The sequence below is a fragment of the Pseudomonas sp. WS 5027 genome (genome assembly GCF_012985695.1).
Lineage (GTDB): Bacteria > Pseudomonadota > Gammaproteobacteria > Pseudomonadales > Pseudomonadaceae > Aquipseudomonas > Aquipseudomonas hygromyciniae.
The window spans coordinates 221,352-245,468 of sequence record NZ_JAAQWU010000007.1 but is presented as its reverse complement, the minus strand read 5'-3'; the positions used below and the strand labels follow the sequence as shown (position 1 = coordinate 245,468).

General features: G+C 59.5%; 25 protein-coding genes, 1 tRNA gene and 1 rRNA gene. 25 read left to right on the top strand and 2 right to left on the bottom strand.

Annotation, left to right across the window (positions count from 1 at the left end):
* The 8 genes from rrf to HBO09_RS11740 all read left to right on the top strand — a co-directional run.
* Positions 1-110, top strand: a 5S ribosomal RNA gene (gene rrf / locus HBO09_RS11775); the annotation flags it as partial.
* A gap of 484 nt (positions 111-594) precedes the next feature.
* Positions 595-1,734, top strand: coding sequence for a transporter substrate-binding protein (locus HBO09_RS11770; protein WP_169997206.1), 1,140 nt, complete (start codon positions 595-597; stop codon positions 1,732-1,734).
* Entirely contained in the window at positions 1,731-2,324 is a 594-nt protein-coding gene (locus HBO09_RS11765; RefSeq protein ID WP_169997208.1) for an ANTAR domain-containing protein, read from the top strand. Before HBO09_RS11770 ends, HBO09_RS11765 begins: the two co-directional genes overlap by 4 nt.
* Positions 2,321-3,169 carry an ABC transporter permease gene (locus tag HBO09_RS11760; RefSeq protein WP_169997210.1) on the top strand — a complete coding sequence of 283 codons (849 nt, stop codon included), beginning with the start codon at positions 2,321-2,323 and terminating at the stop codon, positions 3,167-3,169. Before HBO09_RS11765 ends, HBO09_RS11760 begins: the two co-directional genes overlap by 4 nt.
* Complete coding sequence (locus HBO09_RS11755; protein ID WP_038446297.1) at positions 3,170-4,096, top strand: ABC transporter permease; 927 nt, start codon at positions 3,170-3,172, stop codon at positions 4,094-4,096.
* A gap of 29 nt (positions 4,097-4,125) precedes the next feature.
* Positions 4,126-5,745, top strand: a complete 1,620-nt coding sequence (locus HBO09_RS11750) for an ABC transporter substrate-binding protein (protein ID WP_169997214.1) — start codon at positions 4,126-4,128, stop codon at positions 5,743-5,745.
* A gap of 60 nt (positions 5,746-5,805) precedes the next feature.
* Complete coding sequence (locus HBO09_RS11745; protein ID WP_169997216.1) at positions 5,806-6,753, top strand: acetamidase/formamidase family protein; 948 nt, start codon at positions 5,806-5,808, stop codon at positions 6,751-6,753.
* Between the two features lie 55 nt (positions 6,754-6,808).
* Positions 6,809-8,554, top strand: a complete 1,746-nt coding sequence (locus tag HBO09_RS11740; protein WP_169997218.1) for an ABC transporter ATP-binding protein — start codon at positions 6,809-6,811, stop codon at positions 8,552-8,554.
* A 151-nt stretch (positions 8,555-8,705) separates the two neighbouring features.
* Here the strand turns inward: HBO09_RS11740 and HBO09_RS11735 are convergent.
* Positions 8,706-8,790: transfer RNA gene (locus HBO09_RS11735), tRNA-Leu, on the bottom strand.
* 108 nt (positions 8,791-8,898) lie between these two features.
* On the opposite strand from HBO09_RS11735, the gene queA reads away from it, so the two are divergent.
* The 6 genes from queA to HBO09_RS11705 all read left to right on the top strand — a co-directional run bounded on the left by queA (position 8,899) and on the right by HBO09_RS11705 (position 14,972).
* The gene (queA, locus tag HBO09_RS11730) at positions 8,899-9,948 is read left to right on the top strand and encodes a tRNA preQ1(34) S-adenosylmethionine ribosyltransferase-isomerase QueA (protein ID WP_169997220.1); all 1,050 of its coding nucleotides are present in this window, start codon (positions 8,899-8,901) and stop codon (positions 9,946-9,948) included.
* Positions 9,949-9,953: 5 nt separating this feature from the next.
* A complete protein-coding gene (tgt, locus tag HBO09_RS11725) occupies positions 9,954-11,069 on the top strand; it encodes a tRNA guanosine(34) transglycosylase Tgt (protein ID WP_032858353.1) in 1,116 nt (371 codons plus the stop codon).
* Between the two features lie 43 nt (positions 11,070-11,112).
* Positions 11,113-11,451, top strand: a complete 339-nt coding sequence (yajC, locus tag HBO09_RS11720; RefSeq protein ID WP_003175975.1) for a preprotein translocase subunit YajC — start codon at positions 11,113-11,115, stop codon at positions 11,449-11,451.
* A gap of 62 nt (positions 11,452-11,513) precedes the next feature.
* Entirely contained in the window at positions 11,514-13,382 is a 1,869-nt protein-coding gene (gene secD / locus HBO09_RS11715) for a protein translocase subunit SecD (RefSeq protein ID WP_169997223.1), read from the top strand.
* A 9-nt stretch (positions 13,383-13,391) separates the two neighbouring features.
* Positions 13,392-14,306 (top strand): protein translocase subunit SecF, encoded by a 915-nt coding sequence (gene secF, locus HBO09_RS11710; RefSeq protein ID WP_169997225.1) that lies wholly within the window; start codon positions 13,392-13,394, stop codon positions 14,304-14,306.
* A 123-nt stretch (positions 14,307-14,429) separates the two neighbouring features.
* Positions 14,430-14,972, top strand: coding sequence for a glycine zipper 2TM domain-containing protein (locus HBO09_RS11705; RefSeq protein WP_029298576.1), 543 nt, complete (start codon positions 14,430-14,432; stop codon positions 14,970-14,972).
* 205 nt (positions 14,973-15,177) lie between these two features.
* Here HBO09_RS11705 and suhB read toward each other — a convergent pair whose 3' ends face one another.
* Positions 15,178-15,993 (bottom strand): inositol-phosphate phosphatase, encoded by an 816-nt coding sequence (suhB, locus tag HBO09_RS11700; RefSeq protein WP_003175971.1) that lies wholly within the window; start codon positions 15,991-15,993, stop codon positions 15,178-15,180.
* A 145-nt stretch (positions 15,994-16,138) separates the two neighbouring features.
* Between suhB and trmJ the strand changes: the two genes are divergently transcribed.
* The 11 genes from trmJ (at position 16,139) to ndk (ending at position 24,112) form a co-directional block, all read left to right on the top strand.
* Positions 16,139-16,909 carry a tRNA (cytosine(32)/uridine(32)-2'-O)-methyltransferase TrmJ gene (gene trmJ, locus HBO09_RS11695; RefSeq protein WP_070994736.1) on the top strand — a complete coding sequence of 257 codons (771 nt, stop codon included), beginning with the start codon at positions 16,139-16,141 and terminating at the stop codon, positions 16,907-16,909.
* Between the two features lie 2 nt (positions 16,910-16,911).
* The gene (cysE, locus tag HBO09_RS11690; RefSeq protein WP_169997227.1) at positions 16,912-17,697 is read left to right on the top strand and encodes a serine O-acetyltransferase; all 786 of its coding nucleotides are present in this window, start codon (positions 16,912-16,914) and stop codon (positions 17,695-17,697) included.
* Positions 17,698-17,996: 299 nt separating this feature from the next.
* Positions 17,997-18,488 (top strand): Fe-S cluster assembly transcriptional regulator IscR, encoded by a 492-nt coding sequence (iscR, locus tag HBO09_RS11685; protein ID WP_003210305.1) that lies wholly within the window; start codon positions 17,997-17,999, stop codon positions 18,486-18,488.
* A gap of 50 nt (positions 18,489-18,538) precedes the next feature.
* On the top strand, positions 18,539-19,753 hold the full coding sequence (locus tag HBO09_RS11680; protein ID WP_070994737.1) for an IscS subfamily cysteine desulfurase: 1,215 nt from the start codon (positions 18,539-18,541) through the stop codon (positions 19,751-19,753).
* A 99-nt stretch (positions 19,754-19,852) separates the two neighbouring features.
* Positions 19,853-20,239 carry a Fe-S cluster assembly scaffold IscU gene (iscU, locus tag HBO09_RS11675; RefSeq protein WP_003443374.1) on the top strand — a complete coding sequence of 129 codons (387 nt, stop codon included), beginning with the start codon at positions 19,853-19,855 and terminating at the stop codon, positions 20,237-20,239.
* Between the two features lie 28 nt (positions 20,240-20,267).
* Positions 20,268-20,591, top strand: coding sequence for an iron-sulfur cluster assembly protein IscA (gene iscA / locus HBO09_RS11670; protein ID WP_010565230.1), 324 nt, complete (start codon positions 20,268-20,270; stop codon positions 20,589-20,591).
* 8 nt (positions 20,592-20,599) lie between these two features.
* Entirely contained in the window at positions 20,600-21,121 is a 522-nt protein-coding gene (gene hscB / locus HBO09_RS11665) for a co-chaperone HscB (protein WP_038446309.1), read from the top strand.
* A gap of 51 nt (positions 21,122-21,172) precedes the next feature.
* Positions 21,173-23,035, top strand: coding sequence for a Fe-S protein assembly chaperone HscA (gene hscA / locus HBO09_RS11660; RefSeq protein WP_169997229.1), 1,863 nt, complete (start codon positions 21,173-21,175; stop codon positions 23,033-23,035).
* A 3-nt stretch (positions 23,036-23,038) separates the two neighbouring features.
* Positions 23,039-23,380 carry an ISC system 2Fe-2S type ferredoxin gene (gene fdx / locus HBO09_RS11655; RefSeq protein ID WP_029298551.1) on the top strand — a complete coding sequence of 114 codons (342 nt, stop codon included), beginning with the start codon at positions 23,039-23,041 and terminating at the stop codon, positions 23,378-23,380.
* Positions 23,381-23,394: 14 nt separating this feature from the next.
* The gene (iscX, locus tag HBO09_RS11650) at positions 23,395-23,595 is read left to right on the top strand and encodes a Fe-S cluster assembly protein IscX (protein WP_169997231.1); all 201 of its coding nucleotides are present in this window, start codon (positions 23,395-23,397) and stop codon (positions 23,593-23,595) included.
* A 91-nt stretch (positions 23,596-23,686) separates the two neighbouring features.
* On the top strand, positions 23,687-24,112 hold the full coding sequence (ndk, locus tag HBO09_RS11645) for a nucleoside-diphosphate kinase (RefSeq protein ID WP_017846179.1): 426 nt from the start codon (positions 23,687-23,689) through the stop codon (positions 24,110-24,112).
* Positions 24,113-24,117 lie beyond the last annotated feature (5 nt).

The following is a 24,117-nucleotide window of genomic DNA, read 5'->3' as shown; positions in this document are numbered from 1 at the left end:
GACCATAGAGCATTGGAACCACCTGATCCCATCCCGAACTCAGTAGTGAAACGATGCATCGCCGATGGTAGTGTGGGGTTTCCCCATGTGAGAGTAGGTCATCGTCAAGATTAAATTCCGAAACCCCAATTGCGAAAGCAGTTGGGGTTTTGTTTTGGGCGGTCGAAAAGACACCTCGGCAAGACTTTAAGTCTCCAGTTGCAAGATTGCGTACCACCAACTCCGACAAGTGTTTGTCTCGTATTGCCGCATTCTGGTAAGGCATCGGCAACTGCGTGGGAATTTACGTTACACCGGTACGGATGAGTCTCGCCTGGAGTCGGTGAAAGTTTGCGCGATCTGCTGTGCACTATTGTGAAGCCCAGAACCACCAATGCGTTCCAATTCAGTGCTGACGCGTCCCCTGGACATTGTGGCAAGCCCCAGCTCCCGTGGCACTGTAAAGATGGCACGCTTTTTTCATAGCGATATCCACGAGCAAGCCTGGCCATGCCATTAAGTCTTGCCGACAGACATCGCACGCCTTGAGCGCCAGGTAATGAAGCCTGATTGACCAGTTCGCTGGTCGATCAGGTTTTTTTTTGGGGAAAAATGATGCGTCGTACCATCGAGGTTGGGCTGCTGCTCTCCACCGAGGGCACTTACAAAAGTGTTGGCCGCAATGCGTTGGCCGGGGCAACCCACGCGCTCGCGCAAATCAATGGCAACCCTGGATATGACTTTGTCCTGCAGGCCACTCACCGCAATCCACGAGGCGTTCTGCAGCGGTACAGCGAAGGGGCTGTCGAGTTGATGCAGTCCGGGGTCCGGCACATCTTCGGTACGACCACCTCCGCCAGTCGCAAGGAGATCATTCCGGACCTGGAGCAGAACGCAGGTCTGTTGTGGTACGCCTGCCCGTATGAAGGGTTCGAGAGCAGTGAGCATGTACTCTACCTGGGAGGGTGTCCGAATCAGACGTTGATCCCCTTGTTGCGCTATGCCCTGCAGACGTTTGGCAAGCGTGCCGTGCTGCTGGGATCGAACTACAGCTGGGGCTGGGAGAGCAATCGCGTTGCCCGTGAAGTGCTCGAAGTGGCAGGGGCCGAGGTGCTACTGGAGCGCTATATCCATCTGGATGCATCGCCCTTCGGCGAGCTGACCCAGACGCTGCTGGCAGAGCGCCCTGCGTTTGTTCTCAACAACCTGATCGGTAAGTCTTCCTACGCCTTTTTGCAGCAATTGGATGCCGCCTGCCACGCCGTTGGCTGGAACCTTCCAGTGTTGAGCTGCAACCTGACCGAGGCGGAGTTGAGTGACGTTGGCGACCTGCGCAGCCTGCGTGTGCTGTCGTGCGGTCCGTTCTTTGAAGAAATCGCCCCCGCGTTCAGTCAGCAGCAGCACATGCTGCATGGGGTATATCCGATTTCGCACTTCTACACCGGGATGTACGTGGCCCTGCACCTCTTTGCCCGTGCTCTGGATCAGTGTGGCAGCGACGACCCCGAAGGGATCTGCCGCTACGTGTACGACCACCCTCAGGACAGCGTGTTCGGCACCCTGGCCATCTCCGAGCGCAACAATCACAGCAGCCAGCCATGCCATATCGCTGAGCTGCGGGCGGGACGCTTCGTTGTCTTGCACAGTGCGACGAAGCCACTACCGGCCGACCCATACCTGACCGCCACCGACCTGAGTGAGTTTCAACGCCTGCGCGCCGTTGCGCCAGCGCCCCGCCTGAGGATCGTCAAATGAGCCTGTTCAAGCGCCCGGACTTTGAAGCGGGTCGGTTGCTGTTGATCGACTGCGAGCCCCGCAGCCTGGCTAATCTGCACAAGAGCCTGCAGCGGCTGGGTATTACCGCACAGGAGTTGTTTGAGGATGCCGATGATTCGCTCGAGGGGTGTTTTGCCGCCATCGTTGAGCTGGAGCCCTTCGCCAGCCCCACCATTCTGCAACGTCTGAACGCTGCCGGCGTGCCGATTGTTGCGCTGACATCCCACGAAACCCTGTCGCATATCCAGCGCGCCATTGAATTGGGGGCGACGGCATTGCTGAACAAGCCCATCACCCAAGGCTCGGTCTACACCACGTTGATGATGGCGTTCGGTTTGCGTGAGCGCCTCGACAGCGACGCACAGACCATCAGTGCGCTGCAACAACGACTCCTGGCACGGCCGCTGCTGGCCCAGGCATTGGCACGGCTGATGGTCGAGCAGCAGATTGATGAGCGTGAGGCCTATGAGCGCCTACGCAGCCTGTCCATGCACTTGAACCGTAGCCTGGACGACCTCTGTGCAGAGATGGCGGCAGATCGCCTGCAACCGAGCAGGGGCCAACTATGAAGGTGTTGCGTGCCTTGGTTCGCCGTCCGGCGGTGGCGTTGTCGCTGTTGTACATCGTGATTGTCGTGTTACTGGCGCTGTTTGCACCGTGGATGAGCCCATACGATCCGTCCGAGCAATTTGTCGAAGGCCTGTCGCTGGAAGGCGCGCCGCTGCCTCCCGATATGCCCTACCTGCTGGGCACCGATCTACTCGGCCGTGATCTGCTTTCGCGGCTGATCTATGGCGCACGGACGTCGTTGTTCATCGGCTTGCTCGCCAATGGCCTGGCGGTGCTGATCGGCACGCTGGTGGGGCTGAGCGCGGGCTTCCTGCGTGGTTGGGTCGGCAGCACGCTGATGCGCTTCACCGACCTGATGATGGCGTTCCCGGCCTTGCTCCTGGCGATTGCGCTGTCAGCGATTTTCCAGCCCAGCGTGTGGATCGTCGCGCTGGTGATCGCCATGGTCAACTGGGTGCAGATCGCCCGGGTGATCTACTCCGAAACCATCGCCCTGAGTGCCCGAGACTTTGTGGCAGTGGAGCGAACCCTAGGGGCCAGTTCGCTGCGCATTCTGTTCTCTCATCTACTGCCTCATCTACTGCCGACCATCCTGGTCTGGGCCACCCTGGGCATCTCCACCACAGTGCTGCTGGAAGCCACCTTGTCGTACCTGGGCGTGGGGGTCCAACCGCCAACGCCGAGCTGGGGCAACATCATTTTCGAGAGCCAGACCTATTTCACCTCGGCGCCGTGGCTGGTGTTTTTCCCCGGCATTGCGATTGTCCTGTTATCGCTGGCGTTCAATCTGGTGGGCGATGCCCTGCGCGATGAACTCGATCCTACCCTGCAAGGGAGAAGCTGAATGTTGGCCTTCATCAGTCGTCGCATCGGCTACTCGCTGTTGATCCTGCTGGGCGTGACCTTCATCACGTACCTGCTGCTGTTCATGCTGCCGGCTGACCCGGCACGCCAGATTGCCGGGCGCAGTGCCACGCCCGAAGTGGTAGCCGGGATCCGCACGCAGCTAGGACTCGACTTGCCGTTTTACCAACAGTACGCCAATTACCTGGGCAACCTGGTGCAGGGCGACCTCGGGCGCTCCTACATCCAGCGCAGCCCGGTGACGGAACTGATCGGCGCGCGCTTGCGTCCGTCCCTGGAGTTGATGGCCGCCGGCATCGGTTTCGAGTTGCTGATTGGCATCAGCCTCGGCGTGATTGCCGCGTTGCGTCGCGACAGTTGGGCTGACAAAGCCTTGATGGCGCTCTCGTTCATCGGCGTATCGGCCCCGCAGTTCATCGCCGCGATGCTGTTCCTGTACTTCTTCGCCGTGCAGTTGGACTGGTTCCCCATGGGCGGTTACGGCGGTTTTGAACACCTGCTGTTACCGGCCCTGACCCTGGGCATTCTCGGCAGCGGCTGGTACTCGCGCATGGTGCGCTCCTCAATGATCGAGGTGCTGCACCAAGACTTCATCCGCACCGCCCGGGCCAAGGGCTTGAGCCGCGTGCGCGTGGTTTTGCGGCATGTGCTGCCTAACGCCATCGTGCCGGTGATTCCGATGATCGGCATCGATATCGGGATCTTCATGGGCGGGCTGGTGGTGGTCGAGTCGGTCTTCGGCTGGCCGGGGATTGGTCAGTTGACATGGCAGGCGATCCAGCAAGTCGACATCCCGGTGATTGTCGGGGTAACCACGGTTTCAGCGGTGGCAATCGTTTTGGGCAACCTGGTCGCCGACCTGGTGATCCCATGGGTCGACCCGCGTATCGACATCAAAAAACACTAGCAACATCACCATAGGTAAGGGGCTGGAGCATGAATCGCAAAGCATTATCCTTGGCCATCGCGGCTGCGTTGTTTACCGGCAATCTGTTGGCCGATGACTTTGATCCAAATGCCAAAGACGGTGGCGCCGCGGTCATTACCTATCAAAACGACGTGGCCACCCTCGACCCGGCCATTGGTTATGACTGGCAGAACTGGTCGATGATCAAAAGCCTGTTCGACGGGCTGATGGACTACAAACCCGGTACCACGGAGTTGACCAAGAACCTGGCGTCGGACTACAGCATCTCCGAGGATGGAACCGTCTATACCTTCACCTTGAAAAAAGGCGTGAAGTTCCACAACGGTCGCGAACTCAAGGCTAGCGACGTGAAGTACTCCCTGGAACGCACCGTCAACCCGAAAACCCAGAGCCCGGGTGCGGGCTTCTTCAGTTCGATCGTGGGCTATGAAGACATGGCGGCCAGTAAGGCTGAGCACATGCCGGGCATTGAGGTCGTCGACGATTACACGGTCAAGATCACGCTCAAGTCGGCGAATGCCACATTTCTACAAGTGATGGCGATCAACTTCTCCTTTGTCGTACCCAAGGAGGAAGTCGAGAAGTGGGGCGCCGACTTCGGCAAACACCCGGTGGGCACCGGCGCCTACAGCCTGGCGGAGTGGAAGCTGGGGCAACAGATTCTGTTCAAGAAGAACCCGGACTACTTCAAGGCGGGCCTGCCGCACCTCGACACGATCGCCTTTGAGGTCGGCCAGGATCCGATGGTCGCGCTCTTGCGTTTGCAGAAGGGCGAGGTCGACATCGCAGGCGACGGTGTGCCGCCGGCCAAGTTCCTGGAGTTCAAGAACGATCCCAAGTTCAAGAGCCTGGTGGTCACCGGTGATCAATTGCAAACCGGCTACCTGACCCTGAAAACCACACTGCCGCCCTTCGACAACCTCAAGGTGCGCCAGGCGGTGAACATGGCGATCAGCAAGGATCGCATCGTGCGCATCATCAACGGCCGTGCGGTCCCGGCCAACCAGCCGCTGCCGCCAGCGATGCCGGGCTACGACAAGGATTACAAAGGCTACGCCTACGATGTCGAAGGCGCGAAGAAGCTCTTGGCCGAAGCCGGTTTCGACAAGGGCTTCGACACCGAGATGTACGTGATGAACACCGACCCGCAGCCGCGTATCGCCCAGGCTATCCAGCAAGACCTGGCGAAGGTCGGGGTGCGTGTGAAGATCAAGTCCCTGGCCCAGGCCAACGTGATTGCGGCAGGCGGTTCGAAGGATCAGGCGCCGATGGTGTGGTCCGGTGGCATGGCCTGGATTGCCGACTTCCCCGACCCTTCGAACTTCTACGGGCCGATTCTGGGCTGTGACAGTGCGGTGGACGGTGGCTGGAACTGGGCGCTGTATTGCAACAAGAGCCTGGATGCGCTGGCCGCCAAAGCCGACAGCATGGCCAAGCCGGAGCAACAGGCCGAGCGTACAGCGCTGTGGAAGAAGATCTTCATCGATGTGATGGCCGATGCGCCGTGGGTCCCAATCTTCAACGAACAGCGCTTCACCGTGCGCTCTTCGCGCATGGGCGGTAGCGACGCGCTGTACGTCGATCCGGTGCACATCCCGGTCAACTACAACTACATCTACCTGAAATAAAGCGCAGCCGGCCTGCCACCACGCCTTCCGGGCGTGGTCTTTACGTGGAGCTTTCTCCCTATGTGCCAGAACTGCCTGGTCAAGACCATTCACAGCGTCAACAGCCATTTCGGTTGGGACAACAGCATCGAGCCGACCGCCCGGGTGGCGCCTGGTGCCATGCTGGAGTTCTGCTGCCGCGATTCGTCCAATGGCTTCTTCACGCCGCAATCGAAGGTGAGCGATGTCACCAAGGTGCCGTTCGATACGATCAACCCTGTCACCGGGCCGATTTTCGTCGAGGGTGCCGAGCCTGGCGACGTGCTGAAAATCACCCTCGACAGCTTCAAGCCCAGTGGCTTTGGCTGGACGGCCAACATCCCGGGGTTTGGCCTGCTTGCGGACCAGTTCACGGACCCGGCCCTGGTGCTGTGGCACTACGACAAACTGGCCCTGAGCCCGGCGGCCTTCAGTGATTTCGCCAAAGTGCCGCTCAAGCCCTTTGCCGGCACCATCGGCCTGGCGCCAGCGTTGGCGGGCTTGCACTCGGTGGTGCCGCCGCGCCGGGTTGGCGGCAACCTGGACATCCGCGACCTGTCGGCCGGCACCACGTTGTACCTGCCGGTGGAGGTCAGCGGCGCCTTGTTGTCGATTGGCGATACCCACGCGGCGCAAGGCGATGGTGAGGTGTGCGGCACCGCGATCGAGAGCGCAATGGACGTGGTGGTGAAGCTGGACCTGATCAAGAACACGCCGCTGGCAACACCGCGCTTCAGCACACCTGGCCCCGTGACCCGTCACCTGGATGGTGCGGGCTACGAAGCCTTCACCGGCATCGGTCCGAACTTGATGCAAGCCGCGCGTCAGGCCGTCAGCAACACCATCGACTGGCTGTGCCGTGAGCACCACATGCCCGCGGAGCAGGCGTACATGCTGTGTTCGGTATGTGGCGATTTGCGTATCAGCGAGATCGTCGACCTACCCAACTGGGTCGTGTCGTTCTACTTCCCGAAAATCGTATTTGCCTGATGGCTGTTCATCGCCAACGACTTGGCGTTTATCGCTTCACGCGTGAGGAGCTTTGATGAGTAACGGGACCTCCCAGCCGATTTTGTCGGTGCAGCAGTTGTCCATCGATGTCGGCATGGGGGCCAACTCCCGGCGCGTGGTCGATCACCTGAGCTTCGACCTGTTCGCCGGCCAGACACTGTGCATTGCCGGGGAGTCAGGCAGCGGCAAATCGCTGTCGTCGCTGGCGATCATGGGGCTGCTGCCCAAGGCGGTGCGGGTGGCCGAAGGCGCAATCAGCTTTGAAGGGCGCGACTTGATCGGTGTGCCCGAGCGCGAGTTGCAACGGCTGCGCGGCAAGCAGATCGGCATGATTTTCCAGGAACCGATGACGTCGCTGAATCCGCTGATGACTGTCGGCCAGCAGTTGCAAGAGACGCTACGCCGGCACGAACCGCTGGGGCGCCAGGCGCTGCGTCAGCGCGCCAGGGAGATGCTCGAGTCGGTGCGCATGCCGCAGGTGGAAAAACGCCTGCAGCAGTATCCCCACGAGCTGTCCGGCGGCATGCGCCAGCGCGTGATGATTGCGATGGCGATGCTTTGTCGGCCCAAAGTGCTGATCGCCGATGAACCAACCACTGCGCTGGACGTGACCATCCAGGCGCAGATCCTGGAACTGATGCGCGAACTGCAACAGGTCTACGGCACCAGCTTGCTGATGATCACGCACGACATGGGGGTAGTCGCCGAAATGGCCGACCAGGTGGTAGTGATGAACCATGGCCGCACCGAAGAACAAGCGCCCGTGCGTCAGTTGTTCACCCAACCTCAGGCCGACTACACCCGTAAATTGCTCGCGGCGGTGCCCGTGCTGGGCACGGCAGGTCAGCCGGGCGACGTCAGCCAGCAACCGGTGGTCTTGCAGGTGCGCGACTTGTCCGTGCGCTTTCCTGTGCGCATGGGCTGGTTCGAAGAAGACAAACAGGTGCACGCGGTAGAAGGGCTCAACTTTGAACTGCGCCAAGGCGAAACCCTGGGGCTGGTCGGGGAGAGCGGCTGCGGTAAATCCACTACCGGCAAGGCACTGATGAATATGCTGGCCTATCAAGGCAGCGTGCAGTTGCTCGGCAAAGAGCTGAACGGCTTGCACGGCGCCGAGCTGCAGGCCGTGCGCCGCGATATCCAAATGGTCTTCCAAGACCCTTACGCGGCCCTGAACCCACGCAAAAACATCCTGGAACTGGTAGGCGAGCCGCTGTTGATCCATGACCAGTTACCACTGGCACAACGACAGGAGCGTGTCGCCGAACTGCTACGCCAGGTCGATATGCCGGCTGACGCCATGTACCGCTACCCGCATCAGTTCTCGGGCGGACAACGCCAGCGTATCTGCATTGCCCGCGCATTGGCGCTTAACCCCAAAGTCATCATCGCCGATGAGTCCGTCTCCGCCCTCGACGTATCAGTGCAGGCCCAAGTGCTGGAGTTGTTGGAACAGTTGCGCGAACAGCATCGACTCAGCTACCTGTTCATTTCCCACGACATGGCCGTGGTCGAACGCATCTGCCATCGCGTCGCGGTGATGTATGGCGGCCAGATAGTCGAGATCGGCCGCCGTGATCATGTATTGCACAACCCGCAGCATCCCTACACCAAACGGCTGCTAAGCGCGGTGCCCATGCCTGACGTTGATCAGAAACGTGATTTCAAGGCGTTGCTGCAAGAGTTCGAGCAACCCAGCCCGATCAAGGGCAAGGGGTTTGAAGCGGCGAGGCAGAAATTTCACGATGTGGGCGGGGGGCATTGGGTGGCGGTGGGGTAGTTGATAGCGAACTATCTTCAGCGATGCCGAGCCGGCATTTCTTGGTGGCAGGGAGAGGGCAGACACAGATATCCAGGCACAAAAAAACCGGCTCAAGTGGCCGGTTTCTCTGTTGCTGAAAGCCTGGTAGAGACTTTCAGATACTGCTATATGGTGCCCCGAGGGAGACTCGAACTCCCACTCCTTTCGAAAACGGATTTTGAATCCGCCGCGTCTACCAATTCCGCCATCAGGGCTCAATGGCGGCGAAGTATAGAGAGGTGATTACCGTTGGTCAATCACGTTTCATGGTCTATTTTCACTATTTCCGCTAGACTTCCCGGCCCTGCTAGACGAACCCCATCATGCGCGTTGCTGACTTTAGTTTTGAACTCCCGGATTCGCTGATCGCCCGCCACCCTTTGGCCGAGCGTCGCGCCAGTCGACTGTTGACCCTGGACGGGGTCAGCGGTGCCCTTGCACACCTTCAATTCACTGATTTGCTTGAGCATTTGCGCCCAGGCGACTTGATGGTCTTCAACAATACCCGGGTGATTCCGGCGCGGCTGTTTGGCCAGAAAGCTTCCGGCGGCAAGCTGGAAATTCTGGTGGAGCGGGTGCTGGACAGCCATCGTGTGCTGGCCCATGTGCGCTCCAGCAAGTCGCCCAAACCAGGGTCGAGCATCCTGATTGATGGTGGTGGCGAAGCCGAGATGGTTGCGCGCCATGACGCGTTGTTCGAGCTCAAGTTTGCCGAGGAAGTGTTGCCGCTGCTGGAGCGTGTCGGCCATATGCCGTTGCCTCCTTATATAGACCGCCCCGATGAAGATTCGGATCGCGAGCGCTATCAGACGGTGTACTCCCAGCGCCTTGGTGCGGTGGCGGCGCCGACTGCCGGGCTGCATTTCGACCAGCCACTGCTGGATGCGATTGCCGCCAAGGGTGTCGAGAGCGCCTATGTGACTCTGCACGTGGGGGCCGGGACGTTTCAGCCGGTGCGTGTGGATAACATCGAAGACCACCATATGCACAGCGAATGGCTGGAAGTCAGCCAGGACGTCGTGGACGCGGTCAACGCGTGCAAGGCGCGCGGTGGGCGGGTGGTCGCAGTGGGCACCACCAGCGTGCGGTCCCTGGAGAGTGCGGCGCGCGATGGTGTGCTCAAGCCGTTCAGTGGCGACACCGATATCTTTATCTACCCAGGCCGGCCGTTCCATGTGGTCGATTGCCTGGTCACCAACTTCCATTTGCCCGAATCCACGCTGTTGATGCTGGTCTCGGCATTTGCCGGTTACCCCGAAACCATGGCCGCCTACCAGGCCGCCATCGATAATGGGTACCGTTTTTTCAGCTACGGTGATGCGATGTTCATCACCCGTAATCCGGCGCCGCGCGGCCCAGAGGAACAACTATGAGTCGTATGTCGTTTGAATTGTTGGCCACCGACGGCAAGGCCCGTCGCGGTCGCCTGACTTTCCCCCGTGGCACCGTGGAGACCCCGGCGTTCATGCCGGTCGGCACCTACGGCACTGTCAAGGGCATGCTGCCGCGTGACATCGTCGCCACGGGTGCCGAGATCATCCTCGGCAACACCTTCCACCTGTGGCTGCGCCCGGGTACCGAAGTGATCAAGAAGCACGGCGACTTGCACGATTTCATGAAGTGGCAAGGCCCGATCCTCACCGACTCAGGTGGTTTCCAGGTGTTCAGCCTGGGCGCCATGCGCAAGATCAAGGAGGAGGGCGTGACCTTCGCCTCGCCGGTGGACGGTTCCAAGGTGTTCATGGGCCCGGAAGAGTCGATGCAGGTCCAGCGTGACCTGGGCTCCGACATCGTGATGATTTTCGACGAATGCACGCCGTACCCGGCTGATGAAGATGTGGCGCGGATTTCCATGGAGCTGTCGTTGCGTTGGGCCCAGCGTTCGAAGAATGCCCACGGCGACAACACTGCCGCGCTGTTCGGCATTGTCCAGGGCGGCATGCACGAAAGCCTGCGCAAGCGCTCGCTCGAAGGCCTGGACAAAATCGGTTTCGATGGCCTGGCCATTGGTGGCCTGTCGGTGGGCGAGCCCAAGCACGAGATGATCAAGGTGCTGGACTACCTCCCAGGCCTGATGCCTTCTGACAAACCTCGTTACCTTATGGGCGTTGGCAAACCGGAAGATCTCGTAGAGGGTGTGCGCCGCGGTGTGGACATGTTCGATTGCGTGATGCCAACCCGTAATGCCCGCAATGGGCATCTGTTCATTGATACAGGCGTGCTGAAGATCCGTAACGCGTTCCATCGCCATGATGATTCGCCGCTGGATCCCACCTGTGATTGCTACACCTGCCAGAACTTCTCCCGTGCTTATCTGCACCATCTGGACAAATGCGGGGAAATGCTGGGTAGCATGTTGAATACCATCCACAATTTGCGTCACTACCAAGTCCTGATGGCTGGTTTGCGCGAGGCTATTCAACAGGGTACATTGGCCGCCTTTGTCGATGCCTTCTATGCCAAGCGCGGGCTGCCCGTGCCGCCCTTGGACTGAGTTTCCCGACCCTAAGATTCACTATTTGCAACTGGAGTGCTAAATGAGCTTTTTTATCTCTAACGCTATGGCTGACGCCGCTGCACCGGCCGCTGCCGGTCCTATGGGCGGTGGTTTCGAGTGGATTTTCCTGGTCGGCTTCCTGGTCATCTTCTACCTGATGATCTGGCGTCCACAGGCCAAGCGCGCCAAAGAGCAGAAAAACCTGCTGGGCAGCTTGCAGAAAGGTGACGAAGTGGTGACCACCGGTGGTATCGCTGGCAAGATCACCAAGGTTTCCGACGCTTTCGTGGTCCTGGAAGTCTCCGACACCGTTGAAATGAAGTTCCAGAAAGGCGCCATTGCCGCCACGCTGCCAAAAGGCACGCTGAAAGCGATCTGAGTAACAACTTTTACCAATCGACGGGGCGCGCAAGGCGCCCCGCGTCATAAGCGGGCGGCGTGATGCTGAACAAATACCCTCTGTGGAAATACGTACTGATCCTGGCGGTGCTGGCGATCGGTTTTATTTATTCCGCTCCCAATCTCTACCCTGATGACCCTGCGATCCAGATCACTGGCGCCAGCACTTCGCTGCAGGTCAATCAGGCTGATCTGGACCGCGCGAGCAAAGCGCTCACCGACGCGGGAATCCAGGTCAAGGCGGCAACGTTGGCAGCTGATGCGAAGGGCGGCTTGTTGCGCCTGACCAAGCAGGAAGACCAATTGCCGGCCAAGGATGTCGTGCGCAAGGTGATGGGCGATGACTACGTAGTCGCGCTTAACCTGGCACAGACCACGCCAAAATGGCTGAAGAGCATCGGCGCACACCCGATGAAGCTGGGCCTGGACTTGTCCGGTGGTGTGCACTTCCTGTTGGAAGTGGACATGGACAAAGCCCTCGATGCACGCTTGAAAGTCTACGAAGGCGATGTGAAGAGCCTGCTGCGCAAAGAGCGCCTGCGCTACCGCAGCCTGCCGCAGCTCAACGGTGCCATCCAACTGGGCTTTGCTGACGAAGCCGCTCGTGAACAGGCGCGTGCCCTGATTCGCAAGAGCTTTAACGATTTCGACATTGTGCCTGCCGACCTCAATGGTCAGCCGGTGCTGCGTCTGGCGATGACCCCGGCCAAGCTGGCGGAAATCCGTGAATACTCCATCAAGCAGAACTTGACCACGGTCCGTAACCGCGTCAACGAGCTGGGTGTGGCCGAGCCTCTGGTTCAGCGCCAGGGCGCCAACCGCATCGTGGTTGAGCTGCCAGGCGTGCAGGACACCGCTGAAGCCAAGCGGATCCTCGGCAAGACTGCCAACCTTGAGTTCCGTCTGGCCGCCGAGCCGGGCGCTTCCAAGGCCACTTCCGAGTCTTTCGAGTTCCGTGAGGGCAATCGCCCGGCGGCGCAGATCGAGCGTAGCCTGATCATCACTGGTGACCAGGTGACGGATGCCAAGGCTGGTTTCGGTGAGCACGGTACGCCTGAAGTGAACATCCGCCTGGATGGTCATGGTGGCGAACTGATGAGCCGCGCAACCCGCAGCAACGTCGGTCGCAGCATGGCGGTGATCTTCATCGAGCAACGCCCGGTGACCACCTACGTCAAGCAAATGGTCAATGGCGTCGAGAAAGATGTCGCGGTGCAGACCTTCAAGGAAGAGAAGAAGATCATCAGCCTGGCGACCATCCAGTCGCCGCTGGGTGCTCAATTCCGTATCACCGGCCTGAACGGCCAGGGTGAGTCCTCCGAGCTGGCGCTGCTGCTGCGTGCCGGTGGCCTGGCTGCGCCAATGTACTTCGCTGAAGAGCGCACCATTGGTCCAAGCCTGGGCGCAGACAACATCACCAAGGGCGTCGATGCGGCGCTGTGGGGCATGCTGTTCGTTTCCCTGTTCATCATCGCCATCTACCGCTTCTTTGGCATCATCGCCACTGTCGCGCTGGCGGGGAACATGGTCATGCTGCTGGCCTTGATGTCGCTGCTGGGGGCTACACTGACCCTGCCGGGTATTGCCGGTATCGTACTCACCATGGGTATGGCGGTGGACGCCAACGTGCTGATCTTCTCGCGGATTCGTGAAGAGATCGCGGCGGGCATGAGCGTACAACGGGCAATCAACGAAGGCTTCGGCCGGGCATTTACCGCGATTCTCGACTCCAACCTGACCACCTTGCTGGTCGGCGGGATTCTCTTTGCCATGGGCACCGGCCCGGTCAAGGGTTTTGCGGTGACCATGTCCCTCGGTATCTTTACCTCGATGTTCACGGCCATCATGGTGACCCGCGCAATGGTCAACCTGATCTTTGGCGGGCGTGACTTCAAGAAGTTGTGGATTTAAGGGGCTGCCATGTTACGTACAATCAACTTCATGGGCGTTCGCAACGTTGCGTTCGGCGTCACTGTGCTCCTTACCGTCCTGGCGTTGTTCAGCTGGTTCCATAAGGGCCTGAACTACGGTCTGGACTTCACCGGCGGTACGCTCATCGAGCTGACCTACGAGAAGCCGGCCGACGTAACCAAGGTGCGTACCCAACTGAACGAGGCCGGTTATCACGAGGCGATCGTGCAGAGCTTTGGTGCGACCACCGACCTGCTGGTGCGTATGCCTGGCGAAGACCCGCAGCTGGGGCACCAGGTGGCCGAGGCCTTGCTCAAGGTCGGCGGCGACAACCCGGCGTCGGTCAAGCGCGTCGAGTTCGTTGGCCCGCAAGTAGGTGAAGAGCTGCGCGACCAAGGCGGCCTCGGCATGCTGATGGCGCTGGCCGGCATCATGATCTACCTGGCCTTCCGCTTTCAGTGGAAGTTCGGGGTCGGTGCCATTGTGTCGCTGATCCACGACGTGATCGTAACTGTGGGGATCCTGGCGTACTTCCAGATCACCTTCGACCTGACAGTATTGGCGGCGGTGCTGGCGATCATTGGTTACTCCCTCAACGACACCATCGTGGTATTCGACCGGGTTCGCGAGAACTTCCGGGTACTGCGCAAGGCGACGTTGATCGAGAACATCAACATCTCCACCACCCAGACCTTGTTGCGTACCATGGCGACGTCGATCTCCACCTTGCTGGCGATTGCCGCGCTGATGATCTTCGGTGGCGACAACCTGTGGGGCTTCTCCCTGGCGCTGTTTATCGGCGTCCTGGCGGGCACCTACTCGTCGATCTACATCGCCAACGTGGTGTTGATCTGGCTGAACCTCAACAGCGAAGACCTGATTCCTCCTGTTGCGACAGACAAGGAGATCGACGACCGCCCTTGATGGGTGCTTGTTGACCTGCTGTTACAAAGAAGGCGCGAGTATTGAACTCGCGCCTTTTTTTTTGCTCCAAGGCTGGGTATAGCGCGGACGTTTCAGTCCGCTTGTGATGGTCAGGAGGTTCACGTGAACAAGTCGTTACTGGTTGGTGCGGTATTGGGTGCTGTCGGTGTGACTGCCGGGGGTGCTGTTGCCACCTACAGCCTGGTAAAAAGCGGCCCTGAGTATGCGCAAGTGCTGGCGGTGCAGCCGGTCAAGACCCAGATCAAAACCCCTCGTGAAGTCTGCAAGGACGTCACCGTGACCCGGCAGCGTCCGGTGCAGGATCAGCATCAAATCGCAGGTACCGTGGTTGGCGCCCTGGCAGGTGGTCTGCTGGGTAACCAGATCGGCGGCGGTACTGGCAAGAAGATCGCCACCGTAGCTGGCGCAGTGGGCGGCGGTTATGCCGGTAACAAGGTTCAGGAAGGCATGCAGAACCGTGATACCTACACCACCACCCAGACGCGCTGTAACACCGTCAACGACATCAGCGACAAGGTTGTCGGGTATGACGTGCGTTACAACCTGGATGGCAAGGAAGGATCGGTGCGTATGGAGCGTGATCCTGGTAGCCAGATCCCAGTGGATAAAGAAGGTCGCCTGATCCTCGGCCAGAATCAGCAGTAATACCAAGTCTGGCGAAGTTCAAAATGTGGGAGCGGGCTTGCTCGCGAAAGCGGTGGATCAGTCGCCGAATAGAGTGACTGGCCCACCGCTTTCGCGAGCAAGCCCGCTCCCACATGTGGTTTATGTCGTCGCTGAAATTGAGGCAATGGCCAAATCCCAGGCATAAAAAAAGCACCCCTCGGGGTGCTTTTTTGTGCTCGCTCGCTTAACGCTTCAGCGAAGCCGGCAGGTGCGGCTGGATCGCCGTCAGTACTGCCTTGAAGCATTTGGTGTTACCTGCAACCACGTGGCCCTTCTCCAGGAAGTCGTGACCGCCGGTAAAGTCGCTCACCAGGCCGCCGGCTTCTTGAATCAGCAGTGCGCCTGCTGCCATGTCCCACTCGGACAGGCCCGACTCCCAGAACGCGTCAAAACGACCAGCGGCGACGTAGGCCAGGTCCAGGCTGGCTGCACCGGCGCGGCGGATGCCGGCGGTCTGGCCAACCAGGGCGCGGAACATGCCCAGGTAGTTTTCCAGGTTGTCCATCTGGTCGTCACGGAACGGGAAGCCGGTACCCAGCAGGGCGCCGTCCAGGCTGGTGCGACCGCTGACGCGCAGGCGGCGACCGTTCAACTGGGCGCCACGGCCACGGCTGGCGGTGAATTCTTCCTGGCGAACCGGGTCGAGTACAACGGCGTGTTCCAGGCGGCCACGGTATTTGCAGGCAATGCTCACGGCAAAGTGCGGGATGCCGCGCAGGAAGTTGGTGGTGCCATCCAGTGGGTCGATGATCCACAGGTAGTCTTCGCCTTCACCGCTGCCTTTGTGCAGGCCGGTTTCTTCACCGAGGATGCCGTGGGTAGGGTAGGCCTTGCGCAGGGCGTCGATGATTTTCTGTTCGGCGGCGCGATCCACCTCGGATACATAATCCTTGGCGTCTTTTTCGTCGACCTTGATGGTATCCAGGCGCTCGATGGAGCGGAAGATCAATTCACTGGCGCTGCGGGCGGCGCGCAGCGCGATATTCAGCATGGGCTGCATGGATGTGTCACCTAAGGTTGTTAAAGAAAGCCGAGCATTCTAGCAGAAACTTTCTTCAGGTGAAGGACGACGTTCGCTTTCATGGCATAACCTTAGGCTGTTCTGTAAGATTTGCTCCCCTTTCCCGTGTCCGAGAGCGCCTCCCTTGCTGCAAAACATTCGTGTCGTCCTCGTCAATACCAGTCACCCCGGCAATATCGGCGGGGTGGCGCGGGCTATGAAGAACATGGGTCTGACGCGCCTGGTGCTGGTGGAGCCGCGTGTGTTCCCACACCATGAAGCCGACGCTCGCGCCTCCGGCGCCAATGACATCCTGGAAAAAGCCCAGGTCGTCGCCAGCCTGGAAGATGCTCTGGTCGGTTGTAATCTGGTGCTCGGCACCAGCGCCCGCGACCGCCGCATTCCCTGGCCGCTGCTCGATCCTCGCGAATGCGGGGCCAAAGTGGTCGAAGAGGCGGCCGGCGGCGCCGAAATCGCTTTGGTATTTGGTCGTGAAGACTCCGGATTGACCAATGACGAGCTGCAGCGATGTCATTTTCACGTGCACATTCCATCAGACCCCGAATTCAGCTCGCTGAACCTCGGGGCGGCGGTGCAAGTGTTGAGTTATGAAGTGCGCATGGCCTGGCTGGCAGCACAAGGCCAGCCCAGCAAAATGGAGAAGGACGAGGTTGCATCCACCAAAAGTGGCGAATTGGCCACTATGGATGAGCTGGAACGATTCTATGAACACCTGGAGCAAACCCTGGTAGCCATCGAATTCCTCGATCCGGAAAAGCCACGGCACTTGATGGCGCGCCTGCGCAGGCTTTACGGACGCAGCTCGGTCAGCCGGGCAGAGATGAATATATTGCGTGGCATCCTCACGGAAACCCAGAAAGCGGCCCGTGGCGAGCTTCTTAAGCGGAAGGATTAAAAATGTTCGAGCGTTTGCGAGAAGATATCCAGAGTGTTTTCCACCGTGACCCGGCGGCGCGCAACGCCTTTGAAGTACTGACCTGTTACCCCGGGATGCACGCGATCTGGATTCACCGCTTGTCGGGTGCCTTGTGGGGCATGGGCTGGAAGTGGCTGGCGCGGCTGGTGTCGAACTTTGGTCGCTGGCTGACCGGGATCGAGATTCATCCGGGGGCCAAGGTGGGTCGTCGCTTCTTTATCGACCATGGCATGGGCATCGTTATCGGTGAAACCGCCGAGATTGGTGACGATGTGACCCTATATCAAGGCGTGACCCTGGGTGGGACCACCTGGAACAAGGGCAAGCGTCACCCGACCCTCGAAAATGGCGTAGTCGTCGGGGCGGGCGCCAAGGTCCTGGGGCCGTTTACCGTCGGTGCCGGGGCCAAGGTCGGCTCCAATGCGGTGGTCACCAAGGCGGTGCCGCCAGGCGCCACGGTGGTAGGGATTCCCGGGCGGATCATCGTCAAGCCAGAAGTCGGCGATGAGCAGGAGGCCAAGCGCAAGGCCATGGCCGAGAAAATCGGTTTCGATGCCTATGGCGTCAGTGAAGACATGCCGGACCCGGTGGCGCGCGCCATTGGCCTGCTGCTCGATCATCTGCAAGCGGTAGACGGCAAGTTGGACGGCATGTGCGGCGCGCTGAAGGATCTGGGTAGCCCCTACTGTGCGAAGGATCTGCCTGAGTTGCGCGAAGAAGACTTCGCCGAGATCAAGGATGAGGCCGCGGTCACCAAGGCTGGTTGAGCTCTTGCAGTCACTGCAAAACCCTGTAGGAGCGGGCTTGCCCGCGAAAGCGGTGTCTCAGTCACCGAATAGAGTGGCTGACCCACCGCTTTCGCGAGCAAGCTCGCTCCCACAGTTGATTTTCTGCGTGTCTGGCAATGCAGGTTGTCCGGCGCCGCTGTTCGTTCCCACCCCATCCTGCTATGATTCGCGCGCCCTTTTTACGGGTATTCCTGACTAAAGTACTAGGTCTTATAGTTGACTTAAATACTCGGGAATCGCATACTTGCTCCCATTCTGAAACACCTTGGTACTTGTCCATGAGACTGACTACAAAAGGCCGTTACGCGGTGACCGCCATGCTTGACTTGGCCCTGCACGCGCAAAACGGGCCGGTGTCCCTGGCCGATATCTCCGAGCGCCAAGGCATTTCCCTGTCTTACCTTGAGCAACTGTTCGCCAAGTTGCGCCGCAGCAACCTGGTTTCCAGTGTGCGTGGCCCGGGCGGCGGTTATCAGTTGTCCCGCGACATGCAGGGCATTCAGGTCGCCCAGGTGATCGACGCGGTGAATGAATCCGTCGATGCCACCAAGTGCCAGGGCCTGGGTGACTGTCATGCCGGCGACACCTGTCTGACGCACCACTTGTGGTGTGATCTGAGCCTGCAGATCCATGAGTTTTTGAGTGGTATCAGCTTGGCTGATCTTGTGACTCGCCGTGAGGTGCAGGAAGTAGCCCAGCGTCAGGACCAGCGCCGATGCAACACCAAGGCGCCGCGCCTGGACAAGATTGAAGCGTCCGCCGTCGAGTGACAGCCGAAGAGCTAACGGCACGCCTGCCAGCCTGATTTAGGAGAAAGTCCATGAAATTGCCGATTTACCTTGATTACTCAGCGACCACCCCGGTTGATCCGCGTGTCGCGCAAAAGATGAGCGAGTGCCTGCTGGTTGACGGAAACTTCGGCAACCCGGCCTCCCGTTCCCACGTTTTTGGCTGGAAGGCCGAGGAAGCGGTGGAGAACGCTCGTCGCCAGGTCGCGGACCTGGTCAATGCCGACCCACGTGAAATCGTCTGGACCTCCGGTGCCACCGAGTCCGACAACCTGGCAATCAAGGGCGCCGCGCATTTCTATGCGACCAAGGGCAAGCACCTGATCACCACCAAGATTGAGCACAAGGCTGTCCTCGACACCATGCGCCAGCTGGAGCGTGAAGGTTTCGAGGTCACCTACCTTGAGCCAACCACCGACGGTATCGTCACACCGGCGATGATCGAAGCGGCGATGCGTGAAGACACCATCCTGGTTTCCGTGATCCACGTGAACAACGAAATCGGCACCATCAACGACATCGCCGCCATCGGCGAGCTGACCCGCTCCAAAGGCGTGTTGCTGCATGTCGATGCTGCCCAGTCCACCGGCAAGGTCGATATTGACCTGTCCAAGCTGAAAGTCGACCTGATGTCGTTCTCGGCCCACAAGACCTACGGCCCCAAAGGCATTGGCGCGCTGTACGTGAGCCGCAAGCCTCGCGTGCGTATCGAAGCCACCATGCACGGCGGCGGTCACGAGCGCGGCATGCGTTCGGGCACCCTGGCGACCCACCAGATCGTGGGCATGGGCGAAGCCTTCCGCGTAGCCAAAGAAGACATGGCTGCCGAAAACGTGCGTATCAAGGCCCTCAGCGATCGCTTCTACAAGCAGGTCGAGAACCTTGAAGAGCTGTACATCAACGGCAGCATGACTGCCCGCGTACCGCACAACCTGAATTTGAGCTTCAACTACGTTGAAGGCGAGTCGCTGATCATGGCGCTCAAGGACCTGGCGGTTTCGTCCGGTTCGGCCTGCACCTCGGCCTCCCTTGAGCCGTCCTATGTCCTGCGCGCCCTGGGCCGCAACGACGAGTTGGCGCACAGCTCCATCCGCTTTACGTTCGGCCGTTTCACCACCGAAGAAGAAGTCGACTACGCAGCGCAGAAAGTCTGCGAAGCGGTCACCAAGCTGCGCACTCTGTCGCCGCTGTGGGACATGTTCAAAGACGGTGTCGATATTTCCAAGATCGAGTGGGCGGCACACTAAATATAGAAGCCGCCACCCAAGCTCTGTAGGAACGTGGCGGAAAACGCAGGCGTTTTTACAGGGTTCCAGAGCGGCCCTGATGAGTGAGGATTGAGTACCATGGCTTACAGCGAAAAGGTCATCGACCACTACGAAAACCCGCGCAACGTCGGCAAGATGGACGCGGAAGATCCTGATGTCGGCACCGGCATGGTCGGCGCTCCGGCGTGCGGCGACGTCATGCGCCTGCAGATCAAGGTCAACGAGCAGGGCATCATCGAAGATGCCAAGTTCAAGACCTACGGCTGCGGTTCGGCCATCGCCTCCAGTTCCCTGGCGACCGAGTGGATGAAAGGCAAGACTCTGGATGAAGCAGAGACCATCAAGAACACTCAGCTGGCCGAAGAACTGGCCCTGCCGCCAGTGAAAATTCACTGCTCGGTACTCGCGGAAGACGCCATCAAGGCGGCCGTTCGCGACTACAAGCAGAAGAAAGGCTTGATCTAAGCATTTGGCGACAAGTAAGGAGTCAACGATGGCTATCAGCATGACAGAAGCGGCTGCGCGGCACGTGCGACGCTCCCTGGATGGGCGTGGTAAAGGTGAGGGGATTCGTCTGGGTGTGCGCACCACGGGCTGTTCCGGCCTTGCCTATGTGCTGGAGTTCGTCGACGAGGTGGTTGCGGAAGACCAGGTGTTCGAAAGTCACGGCGAGAAAGTGATCATCGACCCTAAAAGCCTGACCTACCTGGACGGCACCGAGCTTGATTTCGTCAAGGAAGGGTTGAACGAAGGCTTCAAGTTCAACAACCCCAACGTACGCGGTGAATGTGGCTGCGGCGAAAGCTTCAACATCTGAGGCTATTTGTGGGTACTCCTTGTCATTTCGCTTTGTTCGAGCTGCAGCCGAGTTTTCGCCTGGACCTCGAGCAGCTTGCCACGCGCTATCGTGAATTAGCGCGTGGAGTGCATCCGGATCGCTTTGCCGACGCTTCCGAGCGTGAGCAACGCCTGGCGCTGGAGCAGTCAGCCAGCCTCAACGAAGCCTATCAGACGCTCAAAAGCCCTCCCAAGCGCGCGCGTTACCTGCTCGCCATGGGCGGTCGCGAGTTGCCGCTGGAAGTTACGGTCCATGACCCTGATTTCCTGATGCAGCAGATGCAATGGCGCGAGGAGCTCGAAGACTTGCAGGATGAGGCCGATCTGGCTGGCGTCGCGGTCTTCAAGCGCCGTCTGAAAGTGGCCCAGGATGAGCTCAACGAAAGCTTCGCAGCTTGTTGGGATGATGCAGCGCAGCGTGAACAGGCCGAACGCCTGATGCGGCGCATGCAGTTCCTCGACAAGCTCACTTACGAAGTGCGCCAGTTAGAAGAGCGCCTCGACGATTAACCCAGTGCTGCACAGATTGCACGCCTGATAGACAGATAAGACCTGATTACCATGGCTCTACTGCAGATCGCCGAACCCGGCCAAAGTCCTCAACCGCACCAGCGTCGCCTGGCGGTTGGCATCGACTTGGGTACTACCAATTCACTGGTCGCCGCACTGCGCAGCGGTCTCTCCGAGCCGCTGCCCGATGCTGATGGCCAGGTGATCCTGCCGTCCGCCGTGCGCTATCACGCTGACCGCACCGAAGTGGGCGAGTCGGCCAGGCTCGCGGCCTCTACCGATCCGTTGAACACGGTGCTGTCGGTCAAGCGCTTGATGGGTCGTGGGTTGTCCGACGTCAAGCAATTGGGCGATCAACTGCCGTACCGCTTTGTCGGCGGTGAATCCCATATGCCGTTTATCGACACCATCCAAGGCCCGAAAAGCCCGGTGGAAGTGTCGGCCGATATCCTCAAGGTCCTGCGCCAGCGCGCCGAAACCACCTTGGGCGGCGAGCTGGTAGGGGCGGTGATCACCGTTCCGGCATATTTCGATGATGCCCAGCGCCAAGCCACCAAGGATGCGGCGAAACTGGCCGGCCTCAATGTCTTGCGCCTGCTCAACGAGCCAACCGCTGCTGCCGTGGCCTATGGCCTGGACCAGCATGCCGAAGGCCTGGTCGCGATTTACGACCTGGGTGGCGGTACCTTTGATATTTCCATCCTGCGCCTGACCGGCGGTGTCTTCGAAGTCCTGGCCACTGGTGGCGACAGTGCCCTGGGTGGTGATGACTTCGACCACGCCATCGCCGGTTGGATCATCACCAGCGCCGGCTTGTCCGCCGACCTCGATCCAGGCGCCCAGCGCAATCTGCTACAAACGGCCTGTGCAGCCAAGGAAGCCCTGACTGACGCTGCATCTGTTGAGGTTTCCTACGGCTCATGGTCGGCCCAACTGACCCGTGAAGCCTTCGATGCGCTGATCGAGCCGATGGTTGCCCGTAGTCTGAAAGCCTGCCGTCGCGCCGTGCGTGACTCCGGTATCGAGCTGGAAGAAGTTGGCGCAGTGGTCATGGTTGGCGGTTCGACCCGTGTGCCACGGGTTCGCGAAGCCGTGGCCGAAGCCTTTGGTCGTCAGCCGCTGACCGAAATCGATCCGGATCAAGTGGTGGCCATTGGTGCTGCGATTCAGGCCGATACCCTGGCTGGCAACAAGCGAGATGGTGGCGAACTGCTTCTGCTCGACGTAATTCCGTTGTCCCTGGGCCTGGAAACCATGGGTGGCTTGATGGAAAAGGTGATTCCGCGCAACACCACCATTCCCGTCGCCCGCGCCCAGGACTTCACCACTTACAAAGATGGTCAGACGGCCATGATGATTCATGTGCTGCAAGGCGAGCGTGAGCTGATCAGCGACTGTCGCTCCCTGGCGCGCTTTGAGTTGCGCGGCATCCCGGCGATGGTCGCGGGTGCAGCGAAGATTCGCGTGACGTTCCAGGTCGACGCCGATGGCCTGCTCAGTGTGGCCGCGCGTGAGTTGGGCTCGGGCGTTGAAGCCAGTATCCAGGTCAAGCCGTCCTACGGCCTGACCGATGGCGAAATCGCCAAGATGCTCAAGGATTCGTTTCAGTACGCCGGTGATGACAAGGTCGCCCGTGTGCTGCGTGAGCAGCAAGTCGATGCCCAGCGCCTGCTTGAAGCGGTGCAGGGCGCCCTTGAGGCCGACGGCGAGCGCCTTCTGGATGCTGAAGAACGCCTGGTCATCGACCTGCAGATGCAGGAACTGGCCGAATTGATGAAAGGCTCCGATGGTTATGCCATCGAACAACAGACCAAGCGCCTTTCACAAGTAACCGATGCCTTTGCCGCCCGTCGTATGAACCAGACGGTGAAAGCCGCCCTGGCGGGACGCAACCTGAATGAAATTGAGGAATAACTGATGCCGCAGGTCATTTTTCTGCCACACGCCGAGCATTGCCCGGACGGTATGGTCGTGGAGGCTGAGACCGGCAAGTCCCTTCTCGAAGTCGCCCATGACAACCACATCGAGATCGAGAGTGCGTGCGGTGGCGTCAATGCCTGCACCACCTGTCACTGTATTATCCGCGAAGGTTTCAACAGTCTTGAAGAGGCCGATGAGCTGGAAGAGGACTATCTTGATAGGGCGTGGGGCCTGGAACCGACTTCGCGCCTGAGCTGTCAGGCCAAAGTGGGTACAGAAGACCTTACCGTCGAAATTCCGAAGTATTCGCTCAACCATGCGGCCGAAGCGCCGCACTGATTCAAGGAAGTGTCATGAGTCTTAAATGGGTTGATGTGCAAGAGATCGCTATCCTGCTGGCCGACGGCCATCCGGATATGGATCCCTATTCGCTGAACTTTGTAGCTTTGCGTGACATGGTCATGGCCTTGCCAGGGTTTGAAGATGAGCGGGATCGCGGCGGTGAAAAGGTTCTTGAAGCTATCCAGACTGCCTGGAAAGAAGAACAGGACTGAAGCCTCCCTCACGCAGTTAGGCAATACCCAAGAACCCGCGTATAATTCGCGGGTTTAATTTTTCGCAAATTACCGTTTCTGGAGTTACACCATGGCTGTTCAACGTACTTTCTCCATCATCAAGCCTGACGCTGTTGCAAAAAACGTCATCGGCGAGATCACCACTCGTTTCGAAAAAGCCGGCCTGAAGGTTGTAGCTTCGAAACTCAAGCAACTGTCCAAGGCTGAAGCTGAAGGCTTCTACGCTGAGCACAGCGCTCGTGGCTTCTTCGGCGACCTGGTTGCCTTCATGATCTCCGGCCCTGTTGTTGTACAGGTTCTGGAAGGCGAAAACGCTATCGCTCTGAACCGTGAGCTGATGGGCGCTACCAACCCTAAAGAAGCTGCTGCCGGCACCATCCGTGCTGATTTCGCTGACTCCATCGACGCCAACGCTGTACACGGTTCGGACTCCGAAGCCGCTGCTGCTCGCGAAATCTCGTACTTCTTCGCAGCTACTGAAGTAACCACTCGCTAAGCATC